9 protein-coding genes are annotated in these 21,076 nt (G+C 74.4%); 2 read left to right on the top strand and 7 right to left on the bottom strand.

The window, feature by feature from the left end; translation table 11 throughout:
• Positions 1-40: 40 nt before the first annotated feature.
• The 6 genes from ACFRAR_RS04690 to ACFRAR_RS04665 are packed head-to-tail and all read right to left on the bottom strand — an operon-like array spanning position 41 to position 17,957.
• Positions 41-12,811: an SDR family NAD(P)-dependent oxidoreductase gene (locus ACFRAR_RS04690; RefSeq protein WP_380694755.1), complete on the bottom strand. Its 12,771-nt coding sequence runs from the start codon at positions 12,809-12,811 to the stop codon at positions 41-43.
• Positions 12,812-12,870: 59 nt separating this feature from the next.
• Entirely contained in the window at positions 12,871-13,965 is a 1,095-nt protein-coding gene (locus ACFRAR_RS04685; RefSeq protein ID WP_380694753.1) for an alpha/beta hydrolase, read from the bottom strand.
• Positions 13,962-14,777 (bottom strand): 2-oxo acid dehydrogenase subunit E2, encoded by an 816-nt coding sequence (locus ACFRAR_RS04680; RefSeq protein WP_380694751.1) that lies wholly within the window; start codon positions 14,775-14,777, stop codon positions 13,962-13,964. The genes ACFRAR_RS04685 and ACFRAR_RS04680 overlap by 4 nt, the downstream gene beginning before the upstream one ends.
• Positions 14,774-15,001, bottom strand: coding sequence for an acyl carrier protein (locus ACFRAR_RS04675; RefSeq protein WP_380694749.1), 228 nt, complete (start codon positions 14,999-15,001; stop codon positions 14,774-14,776). The genes ACFRAR_RS04680 and ACFRAR_RS04675 overlap by 4 nt, the downstream gene beginning before the upstream one ends.
• Positions 14,998-16,917, bottom strand: coding sequence for an HAD-IIIC family phosphatase (locus ACFRAR_RS04670; RefSeq protein WP_380694747.1), 1,920 nt, complete (start codon positions 16,915-16,917; stop codon positions 14,998-15,000). Before ACFRAR_RS04670 ends, ACFRAR_RS04675 begins: the two co-directional genes overlap by 4 nt.
• 8 nt (positions 16,918-16,925) lie before the next feature.
• Positions 16,926-17,957 (bottom strand): 3-oxoacyl-ACP synthase III family protein, encoded by a 1,032-nt coding sequence (locus ACFRAR_RS04665; RefSeq protein ID WP_380694745.1) that lies wholly within the window; start codon positions 17,955-17,957, stop codon positions 16,926-16,928.
• A gap of 195 nt (positions 17,958-18,152) precedes the next feature.
• Between ACFRAR_RS04665 and ACFRAR_RS04660 the strand changes: the two genes are divergently transcribed.
• Entirely contained in the window at positions 18,153-19,373 is a 1,221-nt protein-coding gene (locus tag ACFRAR_RS04660) for a cytochrome P450 (RefSeq protein WP_380694743.1), read from the top strand.
• Positions 19,370-19,600: a ferredoxin gene (locus ACFRAR_RS04655; RefSeq protein ID WP_380694741.1), complete on the top strand. Its 231-nt coding sequence runs from the start codon at positions 19,370-19,372 to the stop codon at positions 19,598-19,600. The genes ACFRAR_RS04660 and ACFRAR_RS04655 overlap by 4 nt, the downstream gene beginning before the upstream one ends.
• 97 nt (positions 19,601-19,697) lie before the next feature.
• Here the strand turns inward: ACFRAR_RS04655 and ACFRAR_RS04650 are convergent, their stop codons facing one another.
• Positions 19,698-20,915 carry a cytochrome P450 gene (locus tag ACFRAR_RS04650; RefSeq protein WP_380694739.1) on the bottom strand — a complete coding sequence of 406 codons (1,218 nt, stop codon included), beginning with the start codon at positions 20,913-20,915 and terminating at the stop codon, positions 19,698-19,700.
• Positions 20,916-21,076: the final 161 nt, after the last annotated feature.

Genomic DNA, 21,076 nt, shown 5'->3' with positions numbered 1-21,076 from the left:
GTGGGCCTCTCCTCGTCGGCGTCGGTCGGTCGGTGCGACATCAGCGGCCCGCCGCCCGGCCGAGGCCGTCGTCGATCAGGGCGAAGATCTCCTCGGGCGAGGCCTCGGCGATCCGCCGGGAGTCGGCCGGCCGGGCGGCGGCCCGCTCCCCCCGCGGCCGGCCCCAGGCGGCCACCAGGTCCTCCAGCCGTCGGACGATCTCCCGCCGGACGGACTCGTCCGTCTCGGCGGCACCGCTCAGCACGGCTTCCACACCGGCCAGTTCGGCGAGCGCCGTGTCCGCGGCGGCGGGCTCGCCGGGGAGCAGCACCTCCCGCAGGTGACGGGCCAGTGCCTCGGGCGTGGGGTGGTCGAAGACCAGGGTCGCGGGCAGCCGCAGCCCGGTCGCGGCGACCAGCCGGTTGCGGAACTCGACGGCGGTCAGGGAGTCGAAACCGCTCTCCTTGAAGAGGCGCGCGGCGTCCACAGTGTCCGGCGTGGCGTGCCCGAGCACCGCCGCCGCCTGCCCGCGCACCAGGCCGAGCAGCGCCCCCTCCCGTTCGCCCGCCGGGAGGGCGAGCAGCCGGCGCTCCCAGGAGTCGGGCCGCGCCGCCCCCTCCGCCGCGGCCGCCCGGCGGACCGGGGCCCGCAGGACGCTCCCCAGCACCGCCGGCAGGGTGCCCGACTCGGCCCGCTCCCGGAGGGCGGCCAGGTCGAGCCGGGCGGGTACGACGACCGGCTCGGCGCCGCCGAGGGCCCGGTCGAACAGGGCGAGGCCGTCCTGAGCGGTGAGCGGGACCATGCCGCCGCGCGCCATCCGGCCCAGGTCGGCGCCGTCCAGGTGGGCGGTCATCCCGGAACGCCGCTCCCACAGGCCCCAGGCCATCGACACGGCGGGCAGGCCCGCGCGGCGCCGCCGCTGGGCGAGGGCGTCGAGGAAGGCGTTGGCCGCGGCGTAGTTGCCCTGGCCCGGAGCGCCGACCGTGGCGGCGGCCGAGGAGAAGAGCACGAAGGCGGACAGGTCCGCCGTGCGGGTCAGCTCGTCCAGGACCACGGCCCCGTCCACCTTGGGGCCGAGGACCCGGTCCACCTGGGCCTCGGTCAGGTCGGTGACGACGGCGTCGTCGAGGGTGCCGGCGGTGTGGATGACGGCGGTGAGGGGGTGTTGGTGGGGGATGGTGGTGAGGAGGTCGGTGAGGGCGTGGGGGTCGGTGGTGTCGCAGGCGGTGATGGTGATGTGGGCGCCGAGGGCGGTGAGTTGGGTGTGGAGTTGGTGGGCGTTGTCGGTGTGGGGGCCGGTTCGGCTGACGAGGTGGAGGTGGCGGGCGCCGTGGTGGGTGATGAGGTGGTGGGCGGTGAGGGTGGCGAGGGTGCCGGTGCCGCCGGTGATGAGGATGGTGCCGTCGGGGTTGAGGGGGGTGGGGAGGGTGAGGGCGATCTTGCCGGTGTGGCGGGCTTGTTGGAGGTGGCGGAGGGCTTGGGGGGCTTGGCGGATGTCCCAGGTGGTGAGGGGGAGGGGGTGGAGGTGGCCTTGGGTGAAGAGGGTGAGGAGTTCGGTGAGGATTTCCTGGATGCGGTCGGGGGTGGTGTCGGTTTGGAGGTCGAAGGGGGTGTAGGTGGTGCCGGGGTGGGTGGTGGTGATGGTGTGGGGGTCGCGGGGGTCGGTTTTGCCCATGTCGAGGAAGTGGCCGCCGTGGGGGAGGAGGCGGAGGGAGGCGTCGGTGAAGTCTCCGGCGAGGGAGTTGAGGATGACGTCCATGCCGTGGCCGTCGGTGGTGGTGAGGAAGTGTTGTTCGAAGTCGAGGGTGCGGGAGGAGGCGATGTGGTCGTGGTCGAGTCCCATGGCGTGGAGGGTGGGCCATTTGGTGGGGTTGGCGGTGGTGTAGACGTCGATGCCCCAGTGGTGGGCGAGTTGGACGGCGGCCATGCCGACGCCGCCGGTGGCGGTGTGGACGAGCAGGCGTTGTCCGGGTTGGATGTCGGCGAGGTCCCGTAGTCCGTAGTACGCCGTCAGGAACACCACGGGCACCACGGCCGCCTCGGCGAACGTCCACCCCTCGGGCACCCGGGCCACCATGCGGTGGTCGGTGTCGGCGAAGGTCGCGGCGGCCCCGGGGAACAGTCCGAACACCCGGTCGCCGGGCGCGAGGCGGGTGACGTCGGGGGCGACCTCGGTCACCACGCCGGCCGCCTCGCCGCCGATCGGCGTGTCGTCGTCGGGGTACATGCCCAGGGCGATCAGCACGTCGCGGAAGTTCACGCCGGCGGCCCGCACCGCGATCCGCACCTGCCCCGGCCCGAGCGGCTCCTGAGGGCAGGCCGTCGCGGCGAGGCCGTCCAGCGTGCCCTTCCCCGCGCTCCGCAGCCGCCAGGGTTCCGCCGGCAGCGTCAGACCGCCGGCCGGCTTCGGCCGTACCAGCCGGGCGGCACGCAACGCGCCGTCGCGGACGGCCAGTTGCAGCTCGCCGGTGGCCGCCGCAGCCCGGACCTGCCGGGCCGAGCCGTCCCGGCCGTCGAGGTCGACGAGCACGAAGCGCCCCGGGTTCTCGGACTGCGCCGTCCGCAGCAGACCCCAGACGGCGGCGTGCGCGGGGTCGCCGACCCGGTCGCCCTCCCCGGCGGCCACCGCGCCCCGGGTGAGGACGACCAGCCGTGACGAGGCGAACCGCTCGTCGGCCAGCCACGTCCGGACCAGGTCCAGGGCGCGCAGCGTCGCCTCCCGGGTCGCCCCGGCGAGGTCGTCCCAGGACTCCGTGCGGCACTCGACGGCCACCACCGGGGGCACCTCGCCCGCCAGGGAGCGCAGGTCCGGGTGCGGTGCGGCGTCCAGGGCCGTGGCCAGGGCGGGCGACCCGAGCACGGCCCACGGCGCGTCGTCCCGGTCCGGCTCCGGTACGGCGGTCCACTCGACGACGAACATCGCGTCGGACCGCGCGTCCGCCGACAACTGCCCGGGCGAGAGCGGCCGCAGGACCAGCGACTCCACCGATGCCACCGGCTGCCCGGCGGCGTCGGCCACGGTCAGCGCCACCGCGTCGGTGCCCGCGGGCGACAGCCGGACCCGCAGCGCCCCGGCGCCACGGGCGTGCAACCGCACACCGCTCCAGGCGAACGGGAGCCGCACGGCGCCCTCCTCGGCGCGGGAGCCGTCCAGTGCGAGGGCGTGCAGCGCGGCGTCCAGCAGCGCCGGATGCAGGCCGAAGGAGCCCGCCTCCGCCGACTGCTCCCGCGCCAGGCCGACTTCGGCGTACAGGTCCTCGCCGTGCCGCCAGGCCGCGCGCAGGCAGCGGAACGCCGGGCCGTACTCGTACCCCAGGGCGGCCAGGCCCTCGTAGTGCCCGTCGAGGTCCACCGGGGTCGCCCCGGCGGGCGGCCAGACGGTCAGGGCCTGCTCCCGGGCGGGCCGTGCCGCCGTGCCCAGGGTGCCGGTGGCGTTCCTGGTCCAGGGGAGGTCCGCGTCGGCGTCGCCGGGCCGGGAGTGGATGTGGAAGGGCCGCAGTCCCGCCCCGTCCGGTGGGTCGACGGTCACCTGGAGGTGCACCGTCTCCTCCGACAGCAACAGCGGTGCCGACACGGTCAGTTCCTCGACGTGGGTGTGGCCCGCCTCGCCGGCGGCGTGCAGGGCCAGCTCCACGAAGGCGGTACCCGGCAGCAGGGTGGTGCCGGTCACCGCGTGGTCGGCCAGCCAGGGCCGGGTCCGCCGGGACAGGCTGCCGGTGACGACGAGACCCTCGCTGCCGGCCAGCGGCAGAGCGGCCCCCAGCAGCGGGTGACCGGTCGGCCGCAGCCCCAGCTGCGCGGCGTCCGCCGGCGGCGGTGCCACCGCCAGCCAGTGGCGGTGCCGCTGGAAGGCGTAGGTCGGCAGGTCCACGCCGTCGCGCGGGGCGTCCGGCAGGGCCGGGGACCAGTCCACGGCCAGGCCCCGGGTGTGTGCCGCGGCCAGCGCGGTGAGCATCCGGGCCGGGCCGCCCTCGCCGCGGCGCAGGGTGCCGACGACCACGGCGTCCTGCGGGAGGTCCAGCTCCTCCAGCGTTTCCTGGAGGCTCGTGGTCAGCACCGGGTGGGGGCTGACCTCGACGAAGGCGCGGTGCCCGGCCGCGACGAGGACACCGACGGTCTCCTCGAACCGGACGGTCCGGCGGAGGTTGCGGTACCAGTACCCGGCGTCCAGCGTCGCGGTGTCGACGAGGCCACCGGTGACGGTGGAGTAGAAGGGGACCTCGGCGGAGCGCGGCGAGACGGGGGCCAGCACCTCGGCCAGCCGTTCCCGGACGGCCTCGACGTGGGCGCAGTGCGAGGCGTAGTCGACGGGGATCACCTTGCTGCGCACGCCCTCGGCGGTGCAGTGCGCGTGCAGCTCCGCCAGGGCCCCGGTGTCACCGGAGACCACCGTCGAGCGCGGGCCGTTGACGGCCGCGACGGACAGCCGGTCCGCCCAGCGCCCGAGCAGGTCCGCCACCTCGCGGTGCGGCAGCGGTACCGACAGCATGCCGCCGCGGCCGCGCAGGGCGTCGAGCGCCCGGCTGCGCAGGGCGACCACCAGGGCCGCGTCCTGGAGGGAGAGCGCGCCCGCGACGCACGCCGCGGCGATCTCGCCCTGGGAGTGGCCGATGACCGCGGCCGGTTCGACGCCGTACGAGCGCCACAGGGCCGCCAGCGAGACCATCACCGCGAACAGGGCGGGCTGGATGGTGTCGGCGGTGTCCATGGCGGGCGCGCCCGGCCTGCCGTGCAGGAGGTCGAAGAGGTCCCAGCCGGTGTGCGGGGCGAGGGCCTCGGCGCACTCGCGCATCCGCTCCCGGAAGACCTCCGACGTCTCCAGCAACTCCAGGGCCATTCCCTCCCACTGGGAGCCCTGGCCGGGGAAGACGAAGACCGTCCGGTGGCCGGTCCCGGCCGTGCCCTGGGTCAACCGCGGCGCGGGCGAGCCCTGGGCGAGGGCGTCGAGGGCGGTGCGCAGCTCCTCCCGGTCCGCCCCGACGAGCACCGCGCGGTGCTCGAAGGCGGCACGGGTCGTGGCCAGGGCGTGGGCGACGTCCCGGGCCCCGGCGTCCGGGGCCGCGTCGGTCCAGGCCAGCAACCGCCGTGCCTGCTCCCGCAGTGCCCCGGGGGAACGCCCGCTCAGCAGCCAGGGCACCACCGGGTCACCGGAGTTCCGCGCGTCCGGGTCCACCGCGGCCGCCGGCTCCGGGGCCGCCTCCAGCACCAGGTGGGCGTTGGTGCCGCTCATGCCGAAGGAGGAGACCGCGGCGCGGCGGGGCCGACCGGTCGTGGGCCAGGGCGTGGTCTCGGTGACCAGGCGGACGGTGCCGGTGCTCCAGTCGGCGTGCGGGGTGGGCTCGTCGGCGTGCAGGGTCGGCGGGAGGACGCCGTGGCGCATGGCCATGACCATCTTGATGACGCCCGCGACACCGGCGGCGGCCTGGGTGTGGCCGATGTTGGACTTCACCGACCCCAGGTGCACCGGCAGTTCCCGGTCGCGCTCCCGCCCGTAGGTGGCGAGGACGGCCCGGGCCTCGATGGGGTCGCCCAGGGTGGTGCCGGTGCCGTGCGCCTCGACGGCGTCCACGTCGGCGGGGGTGAGGCGGGCGTCGGCGAGCGCCTGGCGGATCACCCGCTCCTGGGACGGCCCGTTGGGCGCGGTCAGCCCGTTGCTGGCGCCGTCCTGGTTGACCGCGCTGCCGCGGATCACCCCCAGGATCCGGCGGCCGTTGCGGAGCGCGTCGGAGAGCCGCTCCAGGAGGACCAGACCCACGCCCTCACCCCAGCTGGTGCCGTCCGCGTCGGCGGAGAAGGCCTTGCAGCGGCCGTCGGGGGACAGTCCGCGCTGGCGGCTGAACTCGACGAAGAGGGTCGGTGTGGCCAGGACGGACGCGCCGCCGGCCAGCGCGAGTGAGCACTCGCCCCGGCGCAGCGCCTGCGTCGCGAGGTGGATGGCCACCAGCGACGACGAGCAGGCGGTGTCGATGCTGACCGCCGGACCCTCCAGCCCGAAGGTGTAGGCGACGCGGCCGGAGATGATGCTCGCCGAGCTGCCGGTCAGCCGGTAGCCGCCGGCCTCCTCGGGTGCGGCGTCCAGCAGCGCCGTGTAGTCCTGCGAGCTGGTCCCCGCGAACACCCCGGTGTCGCTGCCGCGCAGCGCCGCCGGATCGATGCCCGCGCGCTCGAACGCCTCCCAGGCGGTCTCCAGCAGCAGCCGCTGCTGCGGGTCCATGGCGGTGGCCTCGCGCGGGCTGATGCCGAAGAACTCGGCGTCGAACAGGGGCGCCTCGTGGAGGAACCCGCCGTGCCGGGTGTAGGTCCTGCCCGGTGTGCCGATCTCGGGGTGGTAGAGGCCCTCGACGTCCCAGCCGCGGTCGCCGGGGAACTCCCCGATGGCGTCGGTGCCGTCGGCCACCAGCCGCCACAGGTCCTCGGGGGAGGTGACGCCGCCCGGGTAGCGGCAGCTCATCGCCACCACCGCGATCGGCTCGTCCGCCGCCCCGGCCGCCGCCGGTGCGACGGGTCCGGCGGTGGCCGGGGCGGTACGGTCGCCGAGCAGTTCCAGCACGTGCCCGGCCAGGGCGACGGGGGTGGGGTGGTCGAAGGCCAGGGTCGCCGACAGGCGCAGGCCCGTCGCCGCGCCCATCCGGTTCCGCAGCTCGACCGAGGTCAGCGAGTCGAAGCCGATCTCGTTGAACGGGCGGTCGACGTCGATGGACTCGGGCGCGGAGTGTCCGAGCACGACGGCGGCCTGGGCACGCACCAGGTCCAGCACGGCCCGCTCCCGCTCGTCGGCGGTGAGCCCGGCGAGCCCCGCGAGCGGCGAGCGCTCGTCGGCACCGGTACGGCGGGCGGCGGCGCGCGGCAGCCCGGGCCGCACCAGGGAGCCCAGCAGCGCCGGCAGGGTGCCCTCGTCGGCCTGGCGGCGCAGCGCCGCCGGGTCCAGGAGCGCCGGGACCGTCACGGCCCGCCCCGAGCCGAGCGCCAGGTCCAGTAGCTCCAGGGCCTCCTCCGCTGCCATCGGGGCGACGCCGGTCCGGCCGATCCGGGTGCGCTCGGCCTCGTCCAGGGTGCCCGTCATGCCGCTGGCCCGGTCCCACAGGCCCCAGGCGAGGGAGGCGCCCGGCAGCCCCTGGGCGTGGCGGTGCTGGGCGAGGGCGTCGAGGAAGGCGTTGCCCGTCGCGTAGTTGGCCTGTCCGGCGTTGCCGAGGGTGCCGGCGATCGAGGAGAAGAGGACGAAGGCGGACAGGTCCGCCGTGCGGGTCAGCTCGTGCAGGTTCCAGGCCGCGTCCACCTTGGGCAGCAGGACCTGCCGCAGGCGTTCGGGCGTGAGGTTCTCGATGATCGCGTCGTCGAGGGTGCCGGCGGTGTGGATGACGGCGGTGAGGGGGTGTTGGTGGGGGATGGTGGTGAGGAGGTCGGTGAGGGCGTGGGGGTCGGTGGTGTCGCAGGCGGTGATGGTGATGTGGGCGCCGAGGGCGGTGAGTTGGGTGTGGAGTTGGTGGGCGTTGTCGGTGTGGGGGCCGGTTCGGCTGACGAGGTGGAGGTGGCGGGCGCCGTGGTGGGTGATGAGGTGGTGGGCGGTGAGGGTGGCGAGGGTGCCGGTGCCGCCGGTGATGAGGATGGTGCCGTCGGGGTTGTGGGGGGTGGGGAGGGTGAGGGCGATCTTGCCGGTGTGGCGGGCTTGTTGGAGGTGGCGGAGGGCTTGGGGGGCTTGGCGGATGTCCCAGGTGGTGAGGGGGTGGGGGTGGAGGTGGCGTTGGGTGAAGTGGGTGAGGAGTTCGGTGAGGATTTCCTGGATGCGGTCGGGGGTGGTGTCGGTTTGGAGGTCGAAGGGGGTGTAGGTGGTGCCGGGGTGGGTGGTGGTGATGGTGTGGGGGTCGCGGGGGTCGGTTTTGCCCATGTCGAGGAAGTGGCCGCCGTGGGGGAGGAGGCGGAGGGAGGCGTCGGTGAAGTCTCCGGCGAGGGAGTTGAGGATGACGTCCATGCCGTGGCCGTCGGTGGTGGTGAGGAAGTGTTGTTCGAAGTCGAGGGTGCGGGAGGAGGCGATGTGGTCGTGGTCGAGTCCCATGGCGTGGAGGGTGGGCCATTTGGTGGGGTTGGCGGTGGTGTAGACGTCGATGCCCCAGTGGTGGGCGAGTTGGACGGCGGCCATGCCGACGCCGCCGGTGGCGGTGTGGACGAGCAGGCGTTGTCCGGGTTGGATGTCGGCGAGGTCCCGTAGTCCGTAGTACGCCGTCAGGAAGACGACCGGAAGCACGGCGGCCTGGGCGAAGGTCAGGTTCTCGGGCATCGGCGCGGCCATCCGCTCGTCGGTGACCGCGAACGTCCCGGCGCTGCCGGGGAACAGTCCGAAGGCGCGGTCGCCGGGCGCGAAGCGGGTGACGTCGGGGGCGACCTCGGTCACCACACCGGCCGCCTCGCCGCCGATCAGCGCCTCCTCGCCCGGGTACATGCCCAGGGCGATCAGCACGTCGCGGAAGTTCACCCCGGCGGCCCGCACCGCGATCCGCACCTGCCCCGGCCCGAGCGGCTCCCGGGAGGTCGGCAGCAGGGCCAGGTTCTCCAGCGTGCCCTTGGCGGTGACGTCCAGACGCCAGTCGTCGGCACCGGCGGGCAGGGCCAGCCCGGCCGTCCGGCCGTCGATCCGCACGAGGCGGGGGACGGAGGCGGCGCCGTCGCGCAGGGCGAACTGCGGCTCCCCGCTGGCCAGTGCCGCCGCCAGCGCCGTACGGGACGCCTCGGTGCGGTCGACGTCGACGATCTGCAGCCGTCCCGGGTGCTCGGTCTGGGCCGAGCGCAGCAGACCCCACAGGGCGGCGCCGGCCGGATCGCGCACCTGGTCGTCCGGGCCGGCCGCCACCGCGCCGCACGTCACGACGGCCAGGCGGGCGGTGACGGAGCGCTCGTCGGCCAGCCACTCCTGGACGGTCTCCAGCATCTCGGCGGCGGCCCGGTGCACCGTCCCGGGGACGTCCTCTCCGGGTGTCCCGGGTGTCCCGGGTGTCTCGGATGTCCAGGGCGTCCCGGTGAACTGCGCCACGACGACCGGGGCGTTCGCGGGGAGGTCGGCCAGGCGCGCGTAGCGGCCGGGCCCGGCCGGGCCCGACGGGTCGTCGCCGAGGATCGCCGGCGCGACGGCGGACGCCACGGCGGGAACCCGAAGGGGTGTCCAGTCGATGCCGAAGAGGCCGTCGCGGGCGGCCGGGGCGGCGGCGAGCAGGCCCGCCTCCACGGGCCGCACCGACAGGGACCCGACGGACAGCAGCGGGGCCCCGGCCCCGTCGGAGACCGCGAGCGCCACGGTGTCGGGCGCGACCTGCGACAGCCGGACGCGCAGCTCCTCGGCCCCCGTGGCGAACAGTCGCACGTCGCCCCACGCGAACGGCAGCCGGAAGCCGGCGCTCGCGCCCCGCTCCGGCAGCGACTCCAGGGCCAGCACGTGCAACGCCGCGTCGAGCAGCGCGGGGTGGACGGTGAACAGCGGGCCGTCGGCCCCCGGGTCGGCGCCCGTCGCGCCCTGCGGGAGCCGGACCTCGGCGTAGAGGTCCTCGCCGTGCCGCCAGGCCGCGCGCAGGCACCGGAACGCCGGGCCGTACTCGTAGCCGTGCCCGGCGAGGCGCTCGTAGAGGCCGTCCGTGTCGATCGGCGTCGACCCGGCGGGTGGCCAGGAAGCGGCGGAGCCCGAGGCGTCCGTGACGGTGTCGAGCGGGGCGGCGGCCAGGGTTCCGACGGCGTGCCGGAGCCACTCGGCGCCCTCCTCCGTACGGGAGTACAGCCGCACGGGCCGCTTCCCGGCCGTGTCCCGCGCGCCGACGACCAGCTGGACGTCCCGGTCGGCGCCGTCGAGCCGCAGCGGGGCCTCCAGCGTCAGGTCCTCGACCGCGGGCAGGCCGAGCCGCACTCCCGCCAGGAGCGCCAGCTCCACCATCGCCGTGCCGGGCAGCAGGGTCGTGCCCAGCACCGCGTGGTCGGCCAGCCAGGGGAAGGCCGCCAGGGACAGCCGGCCCGTGAACAGGTGCCCCTGGTCGTCGGCCAGTTCCACTGCCGCACCCAGCAGCGGGTGCTCGGCCTCCGCCAGCCCCACCGCGCCCAGGTCGCCCCGTCCGGCCGGTGTCTCCAGCCAGTGCCGCTCACGCTGGAAGGCGTACGTCGGAAGGTCCACGGAGGCGCCGCCGGGGCCGAACACCGCCCGCCAGTCCACCGCCACGGCGCCCCGGACGTGCAGCTGCGCGAGCGCGGTCAGCGCGGCCTGCGGCTCGCCGAGGCCCTCGCGCAGCGACGCGGCGCACACCAGCGCGCTCCCGGCGTCCGACCGGGCCAGCGCGGTGAGGGTCGAGTCCGGGCCGAGCTCGACGCAGGCGGTGACCCCCTCGGCCCGGAGCGTGCGCACCGCGGCGTGGAAGCGCACCGCCTCCCGCGCGTGGGCGGCCCAGTGGTCGGCGGAGGCCAGCTCCTCGGCGGTGGCCGCGCGCCCCGTCAGGGTGGAGACGAGCTCGATCCTCGGAGCGTGGAATTCGAGGCTCCGCGCGACGGCCCGGAAGTCGTCCAGCATCGCTTCCATGTGCGGCGAATGGAAGGCATGACTGACCGTCAGGCGACGAGTCCTGACGCCCAGTTCGTCGAGTTGGGCGGCGATCGAGGCGACCGCTTCGGCGTCACCGGAGACCACCGTCGACTCCGGGCCGTTCACCGCCGCCAGCGCGACCGAATCCTCCAGCCCGGCCAGCAGCGGCAGCACCCGCTCCTCCGGCGCCCGGACCGCGAGCATCGCACCGCCGGACGGCAGTGCCTGCATCAGCCGGCCCCGCTCCGCCACCAGGCGCGCGGCGTCGCCGAGGGAGAGCACACCGGCCACGTGGGCCGCCGTCAGCTCGCCGACCGAGTGCCCGGCCACGACGTCCGGCCGCACCCCCCAGGACTCCCACAGCCGGAACAGCGCCAGCTCGATCGCGAACAGGGCCGGCTGCGCGAACTCCGTGCGGTGGACCGTCTCGTCCGCCATCGCCTCGCGCAGCGGCACCCCCAGAGCGTCGAACGCGGCACACGCCTCGTCGAAGGCGGCGGCGAACGCGGGGAACTCGGCGTACAGCTCCCGGCCCATCCCCGGCCGCTGGCTGCCCTGGCCCGCGAAGAGGAAGGCCAGCTTTCCCGGTGCGGACGCGACGCCCCGCACCGCGCCGGAGCCCGACGCCAGGGCCGCCAGCCCGTCCAGCAGTGTCGTGCGGTCGGCGCCCACCACCGCGGCGCGGTACGGGAATTGGGTGCGCGTCTCCACCAGGGCGCGGCCGGCCTCCGCGGCGGAGACCTCCGGAAGCTCCGTCAGCCGCTCGTGCAGCCGTTTCGCCTGGGCGCGCAGTGCTGTTTCGGTGCGGCCGGAGAGCACCCAGGGGATGACGTTCGCGGGGGCCGGTTCGTCGTGGGCCGGTTCGTCGTGGGGTGGTTCGGTGTCGGCGGTCCGGTCCTGGGGTTGTTCGAGGATGAGGTGGGCGTTGGTGCCGCTGATGCCGAAGGAGGAGACGGCGGCGCGTCGGGGTCGGTGGTCGGGGGTGGTCCAGGGGAGGGGGTCGGTGAGGAGGGTGACGTGGCCGGTGGTCCAGTCGATGTGGGGGCTGGGTTCGTCGGCGTGGAGGGTTCGCGGGAGGGTGCCGTGTTCCATGGCCATGACCATTTTGATGACGCCGGCGACGCCTGCTGCGGCTTGGGTGTGGCCGATGTTGGATTTGAGGGAGCCGAGGTGCAGGGGGTGGTCGGCGGGTCGGTTGCGGCCGTAGGTGGCGAGGAGGGCTTGGGCTTCGATGGGGTCGCCGAGGGTGGTGCCGGTGCCGTGGGCTTCGACGGCGTCGACGTCGGCGGGTTCCAGGCGGGCGCTCGCGAGCGCCTGCCGGACCAGGCGCTGCTGCGCGGGCCCGTTGGGCGCCGTCATCTGACTGCTGGCGCCGTCCTGGTTGATCGCGCTGCCGCGGATGACGGCCAGCACCGGGTGTCCGTTGCGCCGGGCGTCGGAGAGTTTCTCCAGGAGGACGAGGCCGGCGCCTTCGCTCCAGCCGGTGCCGTCGGCGTGGGCGGAGAAGGCCTTGCAGCGGCCGTCGGGGGACAGGCCGCGCTGGCGGCTGAACTCGACGAAGGTGTTGGGGGTGGCCATGACGGTCACGCCGCCCGCGAGTGCGAGCGTGCACTCGCCGCTCCGCAGTGCTTGGGCGGCCAGGTGGATGGCGACGAGTGAGGAGGAGCAGGCCGTGTCGACGGTGACGGCCGGGCCCTCCAGGCCGAGGGTGTAGGCCACCCGGCCCGAGGCCACACTGCCCGCGCTGCCGGAGCCGAGGTAGCCCTCGAAGGACTTGGGCGCGGGCGCCAGACGTGATGCGTAGTCGTTGTACATGACGCCGGCGAACACGCCCGTACGGCTGCCGTGCAGGGTCTCGGGGACGATGCCCGCCCGTTCGAAGGCCTCCCAGGCCACTTCCAGGAGGAGGCGCTGTTGGGGGTCGGTGGCCAGGGCCTCGCGGGGGCTCAGGCCGAAGAACTCGGGGTCGAAGTCGGCGGCGTCGTGGAGGAAGCCGCCGTGCCGGGTGTAACTCGTCCCGGTCCGGTCCGGGTCGGGGTCGTAGAGGTCGTCGAGGTGCCAGCCGCGGTCGGTGGGGAAGTCGCCGATGGCGTCGGTGCCGTCGGCGACCAGGCGCCAGAGGTCCTCGGGCGAGGTGACTCCGCCGGGGTAGCGGCAGGCCATGCCGACGATGACGACCGGCTCGTGCCGGTCGGCCTCGGCCTCGCGCAGGCGTTGCTTGGCCCGGGCCAGATTGCCGGTGGCACGCTTGAGATACTCGCGGAGCTCTTCCTCGGTCGCCATTGCGGTGTTCAGCCTCTCGGAAAACGGGTCGGACGGGGTTCGGGGCGGAGCGGAACCGTTCAGGCCCGGTGTGCGGCCAGCCCGCGGCGGGCACGGTGGGCGAGGTGCGCGGAGCGCAGGACAGTCCGCGGCAGGTAGTGGCCGCCCTTCATGCGGAGGATCGACAGGAAGCCCCACAGCTGCATCTCGGGCAGGTGGTGCGGGGCTCCGTGCACGTCGTCGTACTCGACGATCCGCAGATCCGGCACGTGGCGGCGCAGCCGCCGCGGGTCCTCGGCCGGGATGATCTCGTCCCGCGCGCTCGCCGCGTAGGCCAGCGGGACCGGGAGACCGGCCAGTTGACGGTCGCTCAGCGCCCAGTCGCGGATGTGCCCGCCGACGTCCGCGGCCGGGACGCCGGTCAGGTGGGCGAGGGTGTCGACGGTGATCCGGGGCACCCGGGCCTGCCAGGAACGGTCCGTGAAGAAGTCGTGCACCGGTGCGCCGACCGTCATGATGCCCCGGATGCGCGGGTCCTCCAGGGCGGCCCGGATGGCCAGGTGGCCGCTGAAGCTCAGCGTGACGCAGTACGTCCGCGTCACGTCGGCCACGTCCGCGACGGAGTCCAGGAGCCGGGGCAGCAGGTGCCGGCTGTCGGCGTCGTAGGTCAGCGTGTTCTCGCCGACGCCGGGGAGCTCGGTGACGAGCCCGGCGAAGCCCAGCCGGTCCAGGCGGGTGAGGAGCGGGGCCCACTGCTCCTTGATGCTGACGATGCCGCCCATGAACACCAGCAGGGGCCGTCGTCGGCGCCGGTCCAGTCCGCTCGTCCAGCAGCCCACCCGGCCTCCGGGGAGGTCCAGGTCGAGGCGTTCGATGCCGCCGGTCTCCCGGCGCCAGAGGTCGAAGGCGTTCACGCAGCGCTCCAGCGCCGCGCCGCGCGCGGGGCCGTCGACGTAGGGGAAACGGGCCATGTTGAAGTGGCGGCAGGCCTCCAGGTACCGGCCCGCCTTCTCGAACCGCTCGCCGACCTCGCTCCACTCCCGTGCCCAGGAGCCCGCCGCGCCCTCGTCGTCGGTGCGGATGCGGCCGAGCAGTTCCTCGTAGTGGCCCGGCGGCAGGGACTGCGCGCGGGCGTGGGCGCCCACGTACTGCTTGAGTTCCGCGACGTCGTTCATCGGCCCGTGGAGCCGGCCGCCGTGGCACCGGCGGTCCGGCCCTCTCCTCCGTCCGGCGCGTCGGGGAAGCCTTCGAGGCGTTCCTTGATCTCGGTGAGCATGTCGGCCGCCTCGGCGCCGTCGACGACCCGGTGGTCGAAGGCCAGGTTCAGGCGCATCACCGGCGCCACCGTCACGGCGCCGTCGCGGACGACCGGCCGGTCGACGACCCGTCCGACGCCGAGGGTGATCGTGGTGCCGCCCACGGAGTGGAAGCCGTCCACGGCGCGGTGGCCGAGCGAGCTGACCGCGAACGTTCCGGTGCGGGCGGCCCGCGCCGTCAGCGACCGGGTCGCCCTGCGGAACAGCGCGCGACCGATCGGCACCGGCAGCTTGTGCAGCGCGCGCAGGCTCGCGAACTCGGCCATCTGGTCGGGGTCGCCGTCCCGGTAGTGGTCCACCTGGCGCTGGACCTCGTCCAGGGCGGCCCGTTCGAGGCCGGGCAGGACGGCGGCGAGGACGACGCGCCGGCCGCCGAGCCGCCGGTCCAGGGCGAGCTTGGCGCTGGTGGAGCCGTAGGTGACGGTCCTCGGCAGCAGCCGGCCGCCGATCGCGCTGTTGGCCTGGGGGTGGTCGGCGACGACCCGCGCTCCGGCGTGGAGCACGTAGCTGACCACCGAGTAGCGGCGGTCCCGCGCGGCGGCGGCCGCGCGGTGGCGCCACACCCGTCCCATGTCGACCTCGGTGTCGAGGAAGACCGGCGCGAACGCCTTCGCCGCCTCCAGGAAGTAGAGGGTGTGCCGCCGCTGCCGGGCGACGGGGGCCGGCCTCATCCGGACACCGCCACGTCGTGCAGGCCGCGCAGCGTCGTCGCCTCCAGGGCGGCGGGCAGGGACAGCGAGCGGCCGGTGCCGCGCTCCAGCAGGGTGAGCAGGGTGATGAGGTGGACCGAGTCCCAGCCGACGACCTGGTCAAGGGGCCGGTCCACGTCGGTGTCGTCGATGGGCAGGCCCAGGTCGTCCCGGACCAGCGTGATGAAGTCGTCGATGGAGCTCACGGGGTGTTCCCTTCGCAGGAGTCGGTCAGCCGTACGTGGTCGGGGACGGGGAGGACGGAGGCCAGGTCGTGCCGGAAGACGAGCGCGCCGTCGGCGTCCGCCACCGGCACGAAGCCGTTCCGCGGGTAGAAGTCCCTGACCTTGGCGTTCTTGGCGCTCGCGCGGTAGGTGGCGAGCACCTCGCGCGCCCCGTCGGCCCGTGCCTGCCGCAGTACGGCCGCCAGGGCGGTCTGCTCGATGCCGCGGGCGAACACCCGGCAGCTGAGCAGGAAGCCGTCGATGTGCACGGTGGTGCCCTCGCGGCGGGTGAGGACCGCGCCGACCAGGCCGTTTTCGCCGAACCGGTCGCCCGCGTGCACGGCCAGCACCCGGGTGTCACGGCCCGCGGCCAGCTCCCGCACCTCGGCGGGCTGCAGGCGCCGGGTGGTGAGGTTGAACTGGTTGGTGCGCAGCGTCAGTTGGGACACCCGCGGCACCTCCCGGTCCTCGACCGGGCCGATCCGCACCCGCACCCCGAGCTCGCGCAGGTAGTCCTGGAGGGAGTCGAAGCCGTGCAGGAAGTCCTTGCGCTCGGCCTCGACGCGGTAGAGCGCGGGGCGTTCGCGGTCCTCGACGGTCAGCTCGCGGACGTCGAACCAGCCGTCCCGCAGCAGCTTCTCGATGTGCCGAGCCGGCTCCTCGTCCAGCGGGACGACGCTGACCCCCGGTAGTTCGCGGCGCACGAGACCGCACTCGTAGGGGCTGTCGTCGACGAACACGACGCTCTCGACGGCCAGGTTGAGGTCCTCGGCCAGCTCCCTGAGGTTCTCGGGCTTGGGCCGCCAGTTCACGGCGAAGCGGACGAAGTCCGCCTCCCGCAGCGTCATCCCCGGGTGGTCGGTGACGACCTCGCGGACCGGGGCCAGGTCGTTCTTGCTCACCGCGGCCAGCAGGACCCCCTGGGAGGCGAGCTGCTTGAGCACCTTCTGGAACGCCTGGAACGCCTCGCCGCGCGGGCTGTCGGCGACCTCGATGCCGTCCGCGCCGTCGTCCCCGAGCACACCGCCCCACACCGTCTGGTCCAGGTCCACGGCCAGGCACTTCTTCGTCCGCCCGGCCAGGGCGCGGGCCAGGTGGCCGACCTCCCGGGCGTAGCGGGCGAGGATCCCCGGCGAGAGGTGGGCCTTGGCGTAGACACTCAGCCGCGGATCGGTGACCGCGACGCCCTCGGCCGCGTGCGGGTCCAGGTCGAGGACGACCAGCGCCGGGTGCGTCTCGGCCAGACGCAGCAGCCGGGCGTTGGCCTCGCGCCAGACGGCGCCGAGCCGGGCGCGGGAGCGGTGGTCGATCAGCTGGGACGCGAGGACGCGGGGCAGCGGCATGGTGTTGAGCACGAGGGTGCCGCGGCCCGACCCGGCGAAGCGGGCGGTGAGGGTGTCCAGCAGTGCCGTCTTCTCGGCGAGCACCGCCTCGACGTCCTCCGGCCGCCAGGGCGTCGGCAACTCGTCCGTGACGACCATGGGGTCGAGCAGGCACAGGACCAGGTCGGGTGCGGCGGCGTGCAGCGCGCTGCCCGGGTCTGTCAGGTCGAAGACGTAGGAGTCGAAGTCCGAGACGACGGTGCGCAGCAGGACGCCGTGGCGGGCGCCCTCCAGGGCGAGGGCCGGGACGAGCGAGGAGAGCGTCCCGTGGCCGGTGACGGCGACCGTGAGGGACGGCAGCCCGGGGTGCTCGCGCAGCACCTGCTCCGGATCGACGTGGGACAGCAACTGCGCGGCCCGGACGGACTCCGTCTCGGGCAGGCGTGCCAGCAGGGACGTCAAGCCCGGGTAGGCGGCGGCGAGACGCCCGGCCCGGTGCAGGGCGAGCAACTCCTCGGCCGGCTCGGCGGCCGACCCGGTGAGGGGGACGGGGGCGGGGGCGGGGAGGGAGGTCATGGTGAGGCTCAGACCCCTTCCAGCGCGAAGCCGGCCTTGATCCACTTGCTGGACTCGACGGCGATGCCGATCGCCCGCTCACCGGGCGCGATCCGCCCCAGCGCCCGCTCCAGCTGGAAGAAGACCAGGGCGTTGGCGTTGTTGCCCGTCGTGTTGACGCAGGAGACCTCCTCGGCGCCCGCGACCCCCAGCCGCTCCACGATCCGCCGCGTCATCCGGCCGGAGAGCTGCGGCGGCAGCAGGTAGGTGACGTCCTCCTCGCGCCAGTCCAGGTCGTCCAGCAGCTCGCGCAGGGTCTCGTCGGACATCTCCGGCACACGCCGCTCGATCGCCTTGTAGTCCTCGGTGGCCGCGGGCCGCTGCGAGTGGCGGTCGACCGGGCCGAACCACTCCAGCGTCGCCCCGGCCTCCTGGTTCAGCCCGGTCAGCCGGGTACGGACCGAGACCAGCTCGCAGCGGCCCGCCGTGGGGTCCGTGCTGAGGACGGCCGCGCCGGCGCCGTCCCCGAACAGGACGTAGTTCACGAGCTGCTCGGGCGGAAGCCGGTCCAGTTCCGCGTCGCAGTCGTAGAACCGCGCGAGGACGTCGGCGCCGATCACCAGAGCGGTACGGTGCCGACCGGCCCGCAGCAGCTGATGGGCCACGTCCAGGGCCTGGACCGCGCCCGAACAGCCCGACTGCAGCTGGAAGGTGGGCACGTCGTCGATGCCCAGCCGGTCGCAGATGACATTGACCGTGGCGGGCATGAGCTGCTCCGGGGTGGCCGTGGCCATCACGACGAGGTCCACCTCGTCCGGCCGGACCCCCGCGCCCTCCAGGGCCCGCCGGGCCGCCACCTCGCCCAGACCGGACAGCGAAGCGCGGATCTCACCGGTCTCGATGTCGACCGCCAGATGCCGGTTGCGCGTTCCGATGAACGCGTCCACCCACTGCTCCCACAGGGCGTCCATGCCGAACCGGCGGGCGAGCGCGGCATTGTCGACGGGCGGTCCGGGCAAAGCGGTTCCCACCGACAGGATCCGGATGTGTGGTGTGTCCACGACCTGCTCCTCTCTCTGCCCGGCCATGGTCCGGAAAGCCGCTACCGTGCTGCTTACGTCACGCTTTCGTGGACCGCGCATTACGCGGCGCTAAAGCCCGGGAGGCGCGGGCTTGCAGGGCGTTCGCGGCGCCTCCTAGTTTTTTTCCGGCCGCGGGGAAATCCCCGCCCGCAGGAAGACGACGAGGGGAACGCGATGGAAAACACCGCCCCGCCGGGCCCGCCCGCCGCACCGCCCTTTCCCCAGCAGAGGGCCTGCCCCTATCAGCCGCCGCCCGCCTACGAACAGCTGGGCGCACAAGGGCCGTTGTCCCGGGTCACCCTCTTCGACGGCCGCGTCGTGTGGTTCGTCACCGGCTATCCCGAGGCACGCGGACTGCTCGCGGACCCGCGGATCTCCGCCGACCGGCAGCGCCCCGACTACCCGGCCGTCGCACCCCGCTTCCAGGCCGAGGTCGCCAAGCGCCTGGTGCTCATCGGCATGGACCCGCCCGCCCACGACGAACACCGGCGCCTGCTCAACCCGGACTTCAGCCGCAAGCGGATCGCGGACCTGCGGCCCGTCGTCCAGGACATCGTCGACGACCACGTGGAACGGATGCTCCGGACCGGCCCGCCCGCCGACCTCGTGCGCGACTTCGCACTGCCCGTGCCGTCCCGGGTGATCTCCGAGGTGCTGGGCCTGCCCCCCGAGGACCTGGAGTTCTTCCAGGACGCCTCACGCCGGCTCCTCCAGGCCGTCACCGGCGCGGATTCCCAGGCGGCGGGACGCGAACTCATCGGCTACCTCGACGCGTTGGCCACCCGACGCCGCGCCGATCCCGGCCCCGGACTGATCGGCCGCCTCGCCCGCGAGGAGGTCGCCACCGGCCGCCTCAGCCACGCCGACCTCGTCCAGATCGCCCTCGTCATCCTGGTCGCCGGACACGAGACCACGGCCTCCACCATCGCGCTGGGCGCCATCACCCTGCTCGACCACCCCGAACGGCTCGCCCGCATGCGGGCCGAACCGGACACCGTGCCGGCCGTGGTCGAGGAGATCCTGCGCTGCGTCGCGGTCACCGACCTCGCCGGCGTCCGGGTCGCCACCGCCGACATCCCCGTCGCCGGCCAGGTGATCCGCGCGGGCGAGGGCGTCCTGCTGTCCGCCACCATGGCCAACCGGGACGAGCGTGTCCACCAGGACCCGCTGGCCTTCGACACCGGCCGCACCGGCCGCAGCCACCTGTCCTTCGGCTACGGCATCCACCAGTGCCTCGGCCAGAGCCTCGCCCGGCTGGAACTGGAGATCGCCTTCTCCGCCCTCTTCACCCGCATCCCCACGCTGCGCCTGGCCGTCCCCGCCGACCGGCTGCCCACCCGGCCGCCCGGCAGCGGCACGGTGCAGGGCGTCAACGAACTGCCGGTGACGTGGTGAGCGCCGGCCGGCCCGCCGAGGCGCTGGTCACCGCCGACCGGGAGGCCTGCATCGGCGCCGCCCAGTGCGCGTACAGCGCCCCCGCCGTCTTCGACCAGGACGACGACGGCTACGTCCTGGTCCGCGATCCGCGTCCCGGCCCCGACGCGTGGGAAGCGGTGCTGGAGGCCGCGGACCTGTGCCCCGCCCGGGCGATCGTGCTCCGCGGCACGTCCGACGGGACCTGACCGCCGCCACCACCACGGGACCTGACCACCGGTACCACCAGGGGACCTGACGACGGGCCCCGGAGGCCGAAGCCTCCGGGGCCCGTCGCGTCCCGCCTCACGGACGGCTGCCGCCCGGACCCCAGGCGACCGGCAGCGAGCCCAGCGTCCTGATCTGCATGCCCTTCAGCCACCGCACGTCCTCGGGCGCCACGTCGAGCCGCAGGTCCGGGAAGCGCGTGAGCAGCGCGGTGATCGCCACCTGCATCTCCACCCGGGCCAGCGCGGCGCCGGTGCAGTGGTGCAGGCCGTGCCCGAAGGACAGGTGGGCGTTCCCCGCCCGCCGCAGCTCCAGCACCTCGGGGTCATCGAACGCCCGGGGATCCATGTTCCCGGCCGGGGTCGCGCACAGCACGGGCTCACCGGCCCGGATCAGCTGCCCGCCGATCTCCACGTCCTCGGTCGGGTACCGGGCGAACGTCGCGTGCGAGACGAGCGGGACGAAGCGCAGCAGCTCCTCCACCGCCTGCGGGACGGCCTCCGGGTGGTCCCGCAGCAACCGCGCCTGGGCGGGCTGGGACAACAGGACGTAGAAGGTCGAGGCCAGCTGGGAGGCGGGAGTGTCGTAGCCGCCGACCAGCAGCGTGTACACCAGTTCCAGCAACTCCTCGTCGGTGTACGCGTCGTCCTCGGCCACCGTCTCCAGCATGGCGCTCACGAGGTCCTCACCCGGCTCCCGGCGGCGCCGGTCGATCAGCCCGCGGACGTAGTCGCGCAGCAGCTCCAGCTCGACCGCGACCTCCTCGGGCGACAGCTCCGTCCTGCCGAAGAAGCACTGCACCATGCCCTGGAACCGGTCCCGCTCGCCCTCGGGCACGCCCAGGAGCTCACAGATGTTCAGCGCGGAGAACGGGCTCGTGAAGGCCGTGACGAGATCGACCGGGGAACCCCGCTCGGCCATCGCGTCCAGCAGCTCCTCCGCCACCCGGGCGATCCCCGGCCGCAGCCGCTCGACACCCCGGTTGGAGAACGGCTTGGAGATCAGACGCCGCAGCCGGCCGTGGTCCGGCGCGTCCGCGCCCATGATGCTGCCGCCCACCGGCACCGGCGCCACCCGTGCCTCGTCGCGGCCCGCGGCGGCGGCGCGGCTGAACCGCTGGTCCCCGAGCACGGCCCTGATGTCCGCGTACCGGCTCACCAGCCACGCGTTCTCCCCGTACGGCGGGGTCACCCACACGGGACGACCGTGCTCCAGGAGCTCACGGTAACTGTGGTCGATGTCGAGCCCTTTGATCGCTGTGAATTCGAACGGGACGGGAACCCGCGTGGAGGTCATCGAGTCTTCCTTCGCTGTGGGCGCACGCGCCCGCACTGCGCGGCGCGTTGGTGCGCCCCAGCGTCACAAGGGACGCTAACGGCGGACTTACCCGTCCCCCCGACGGAGCCGGACAGGAATCGGATCGTGGAACGACGGACACCGCGGCGGCGGGCCGGCGG

This window comes from Kitasatospora sp. NPDC056651 (assembly GCF_042792155.1).
GTDB lineage: Bacteria > Actinomycetota > Actinomycetes > Streptomycetales > Streptomycetaceae > Kitasatospora.
The sequence above is the reverse complement of the archived record's forward strand: the minus strand, read 5'-3'. Positions and strand labels throughout refer to the sequence as shown.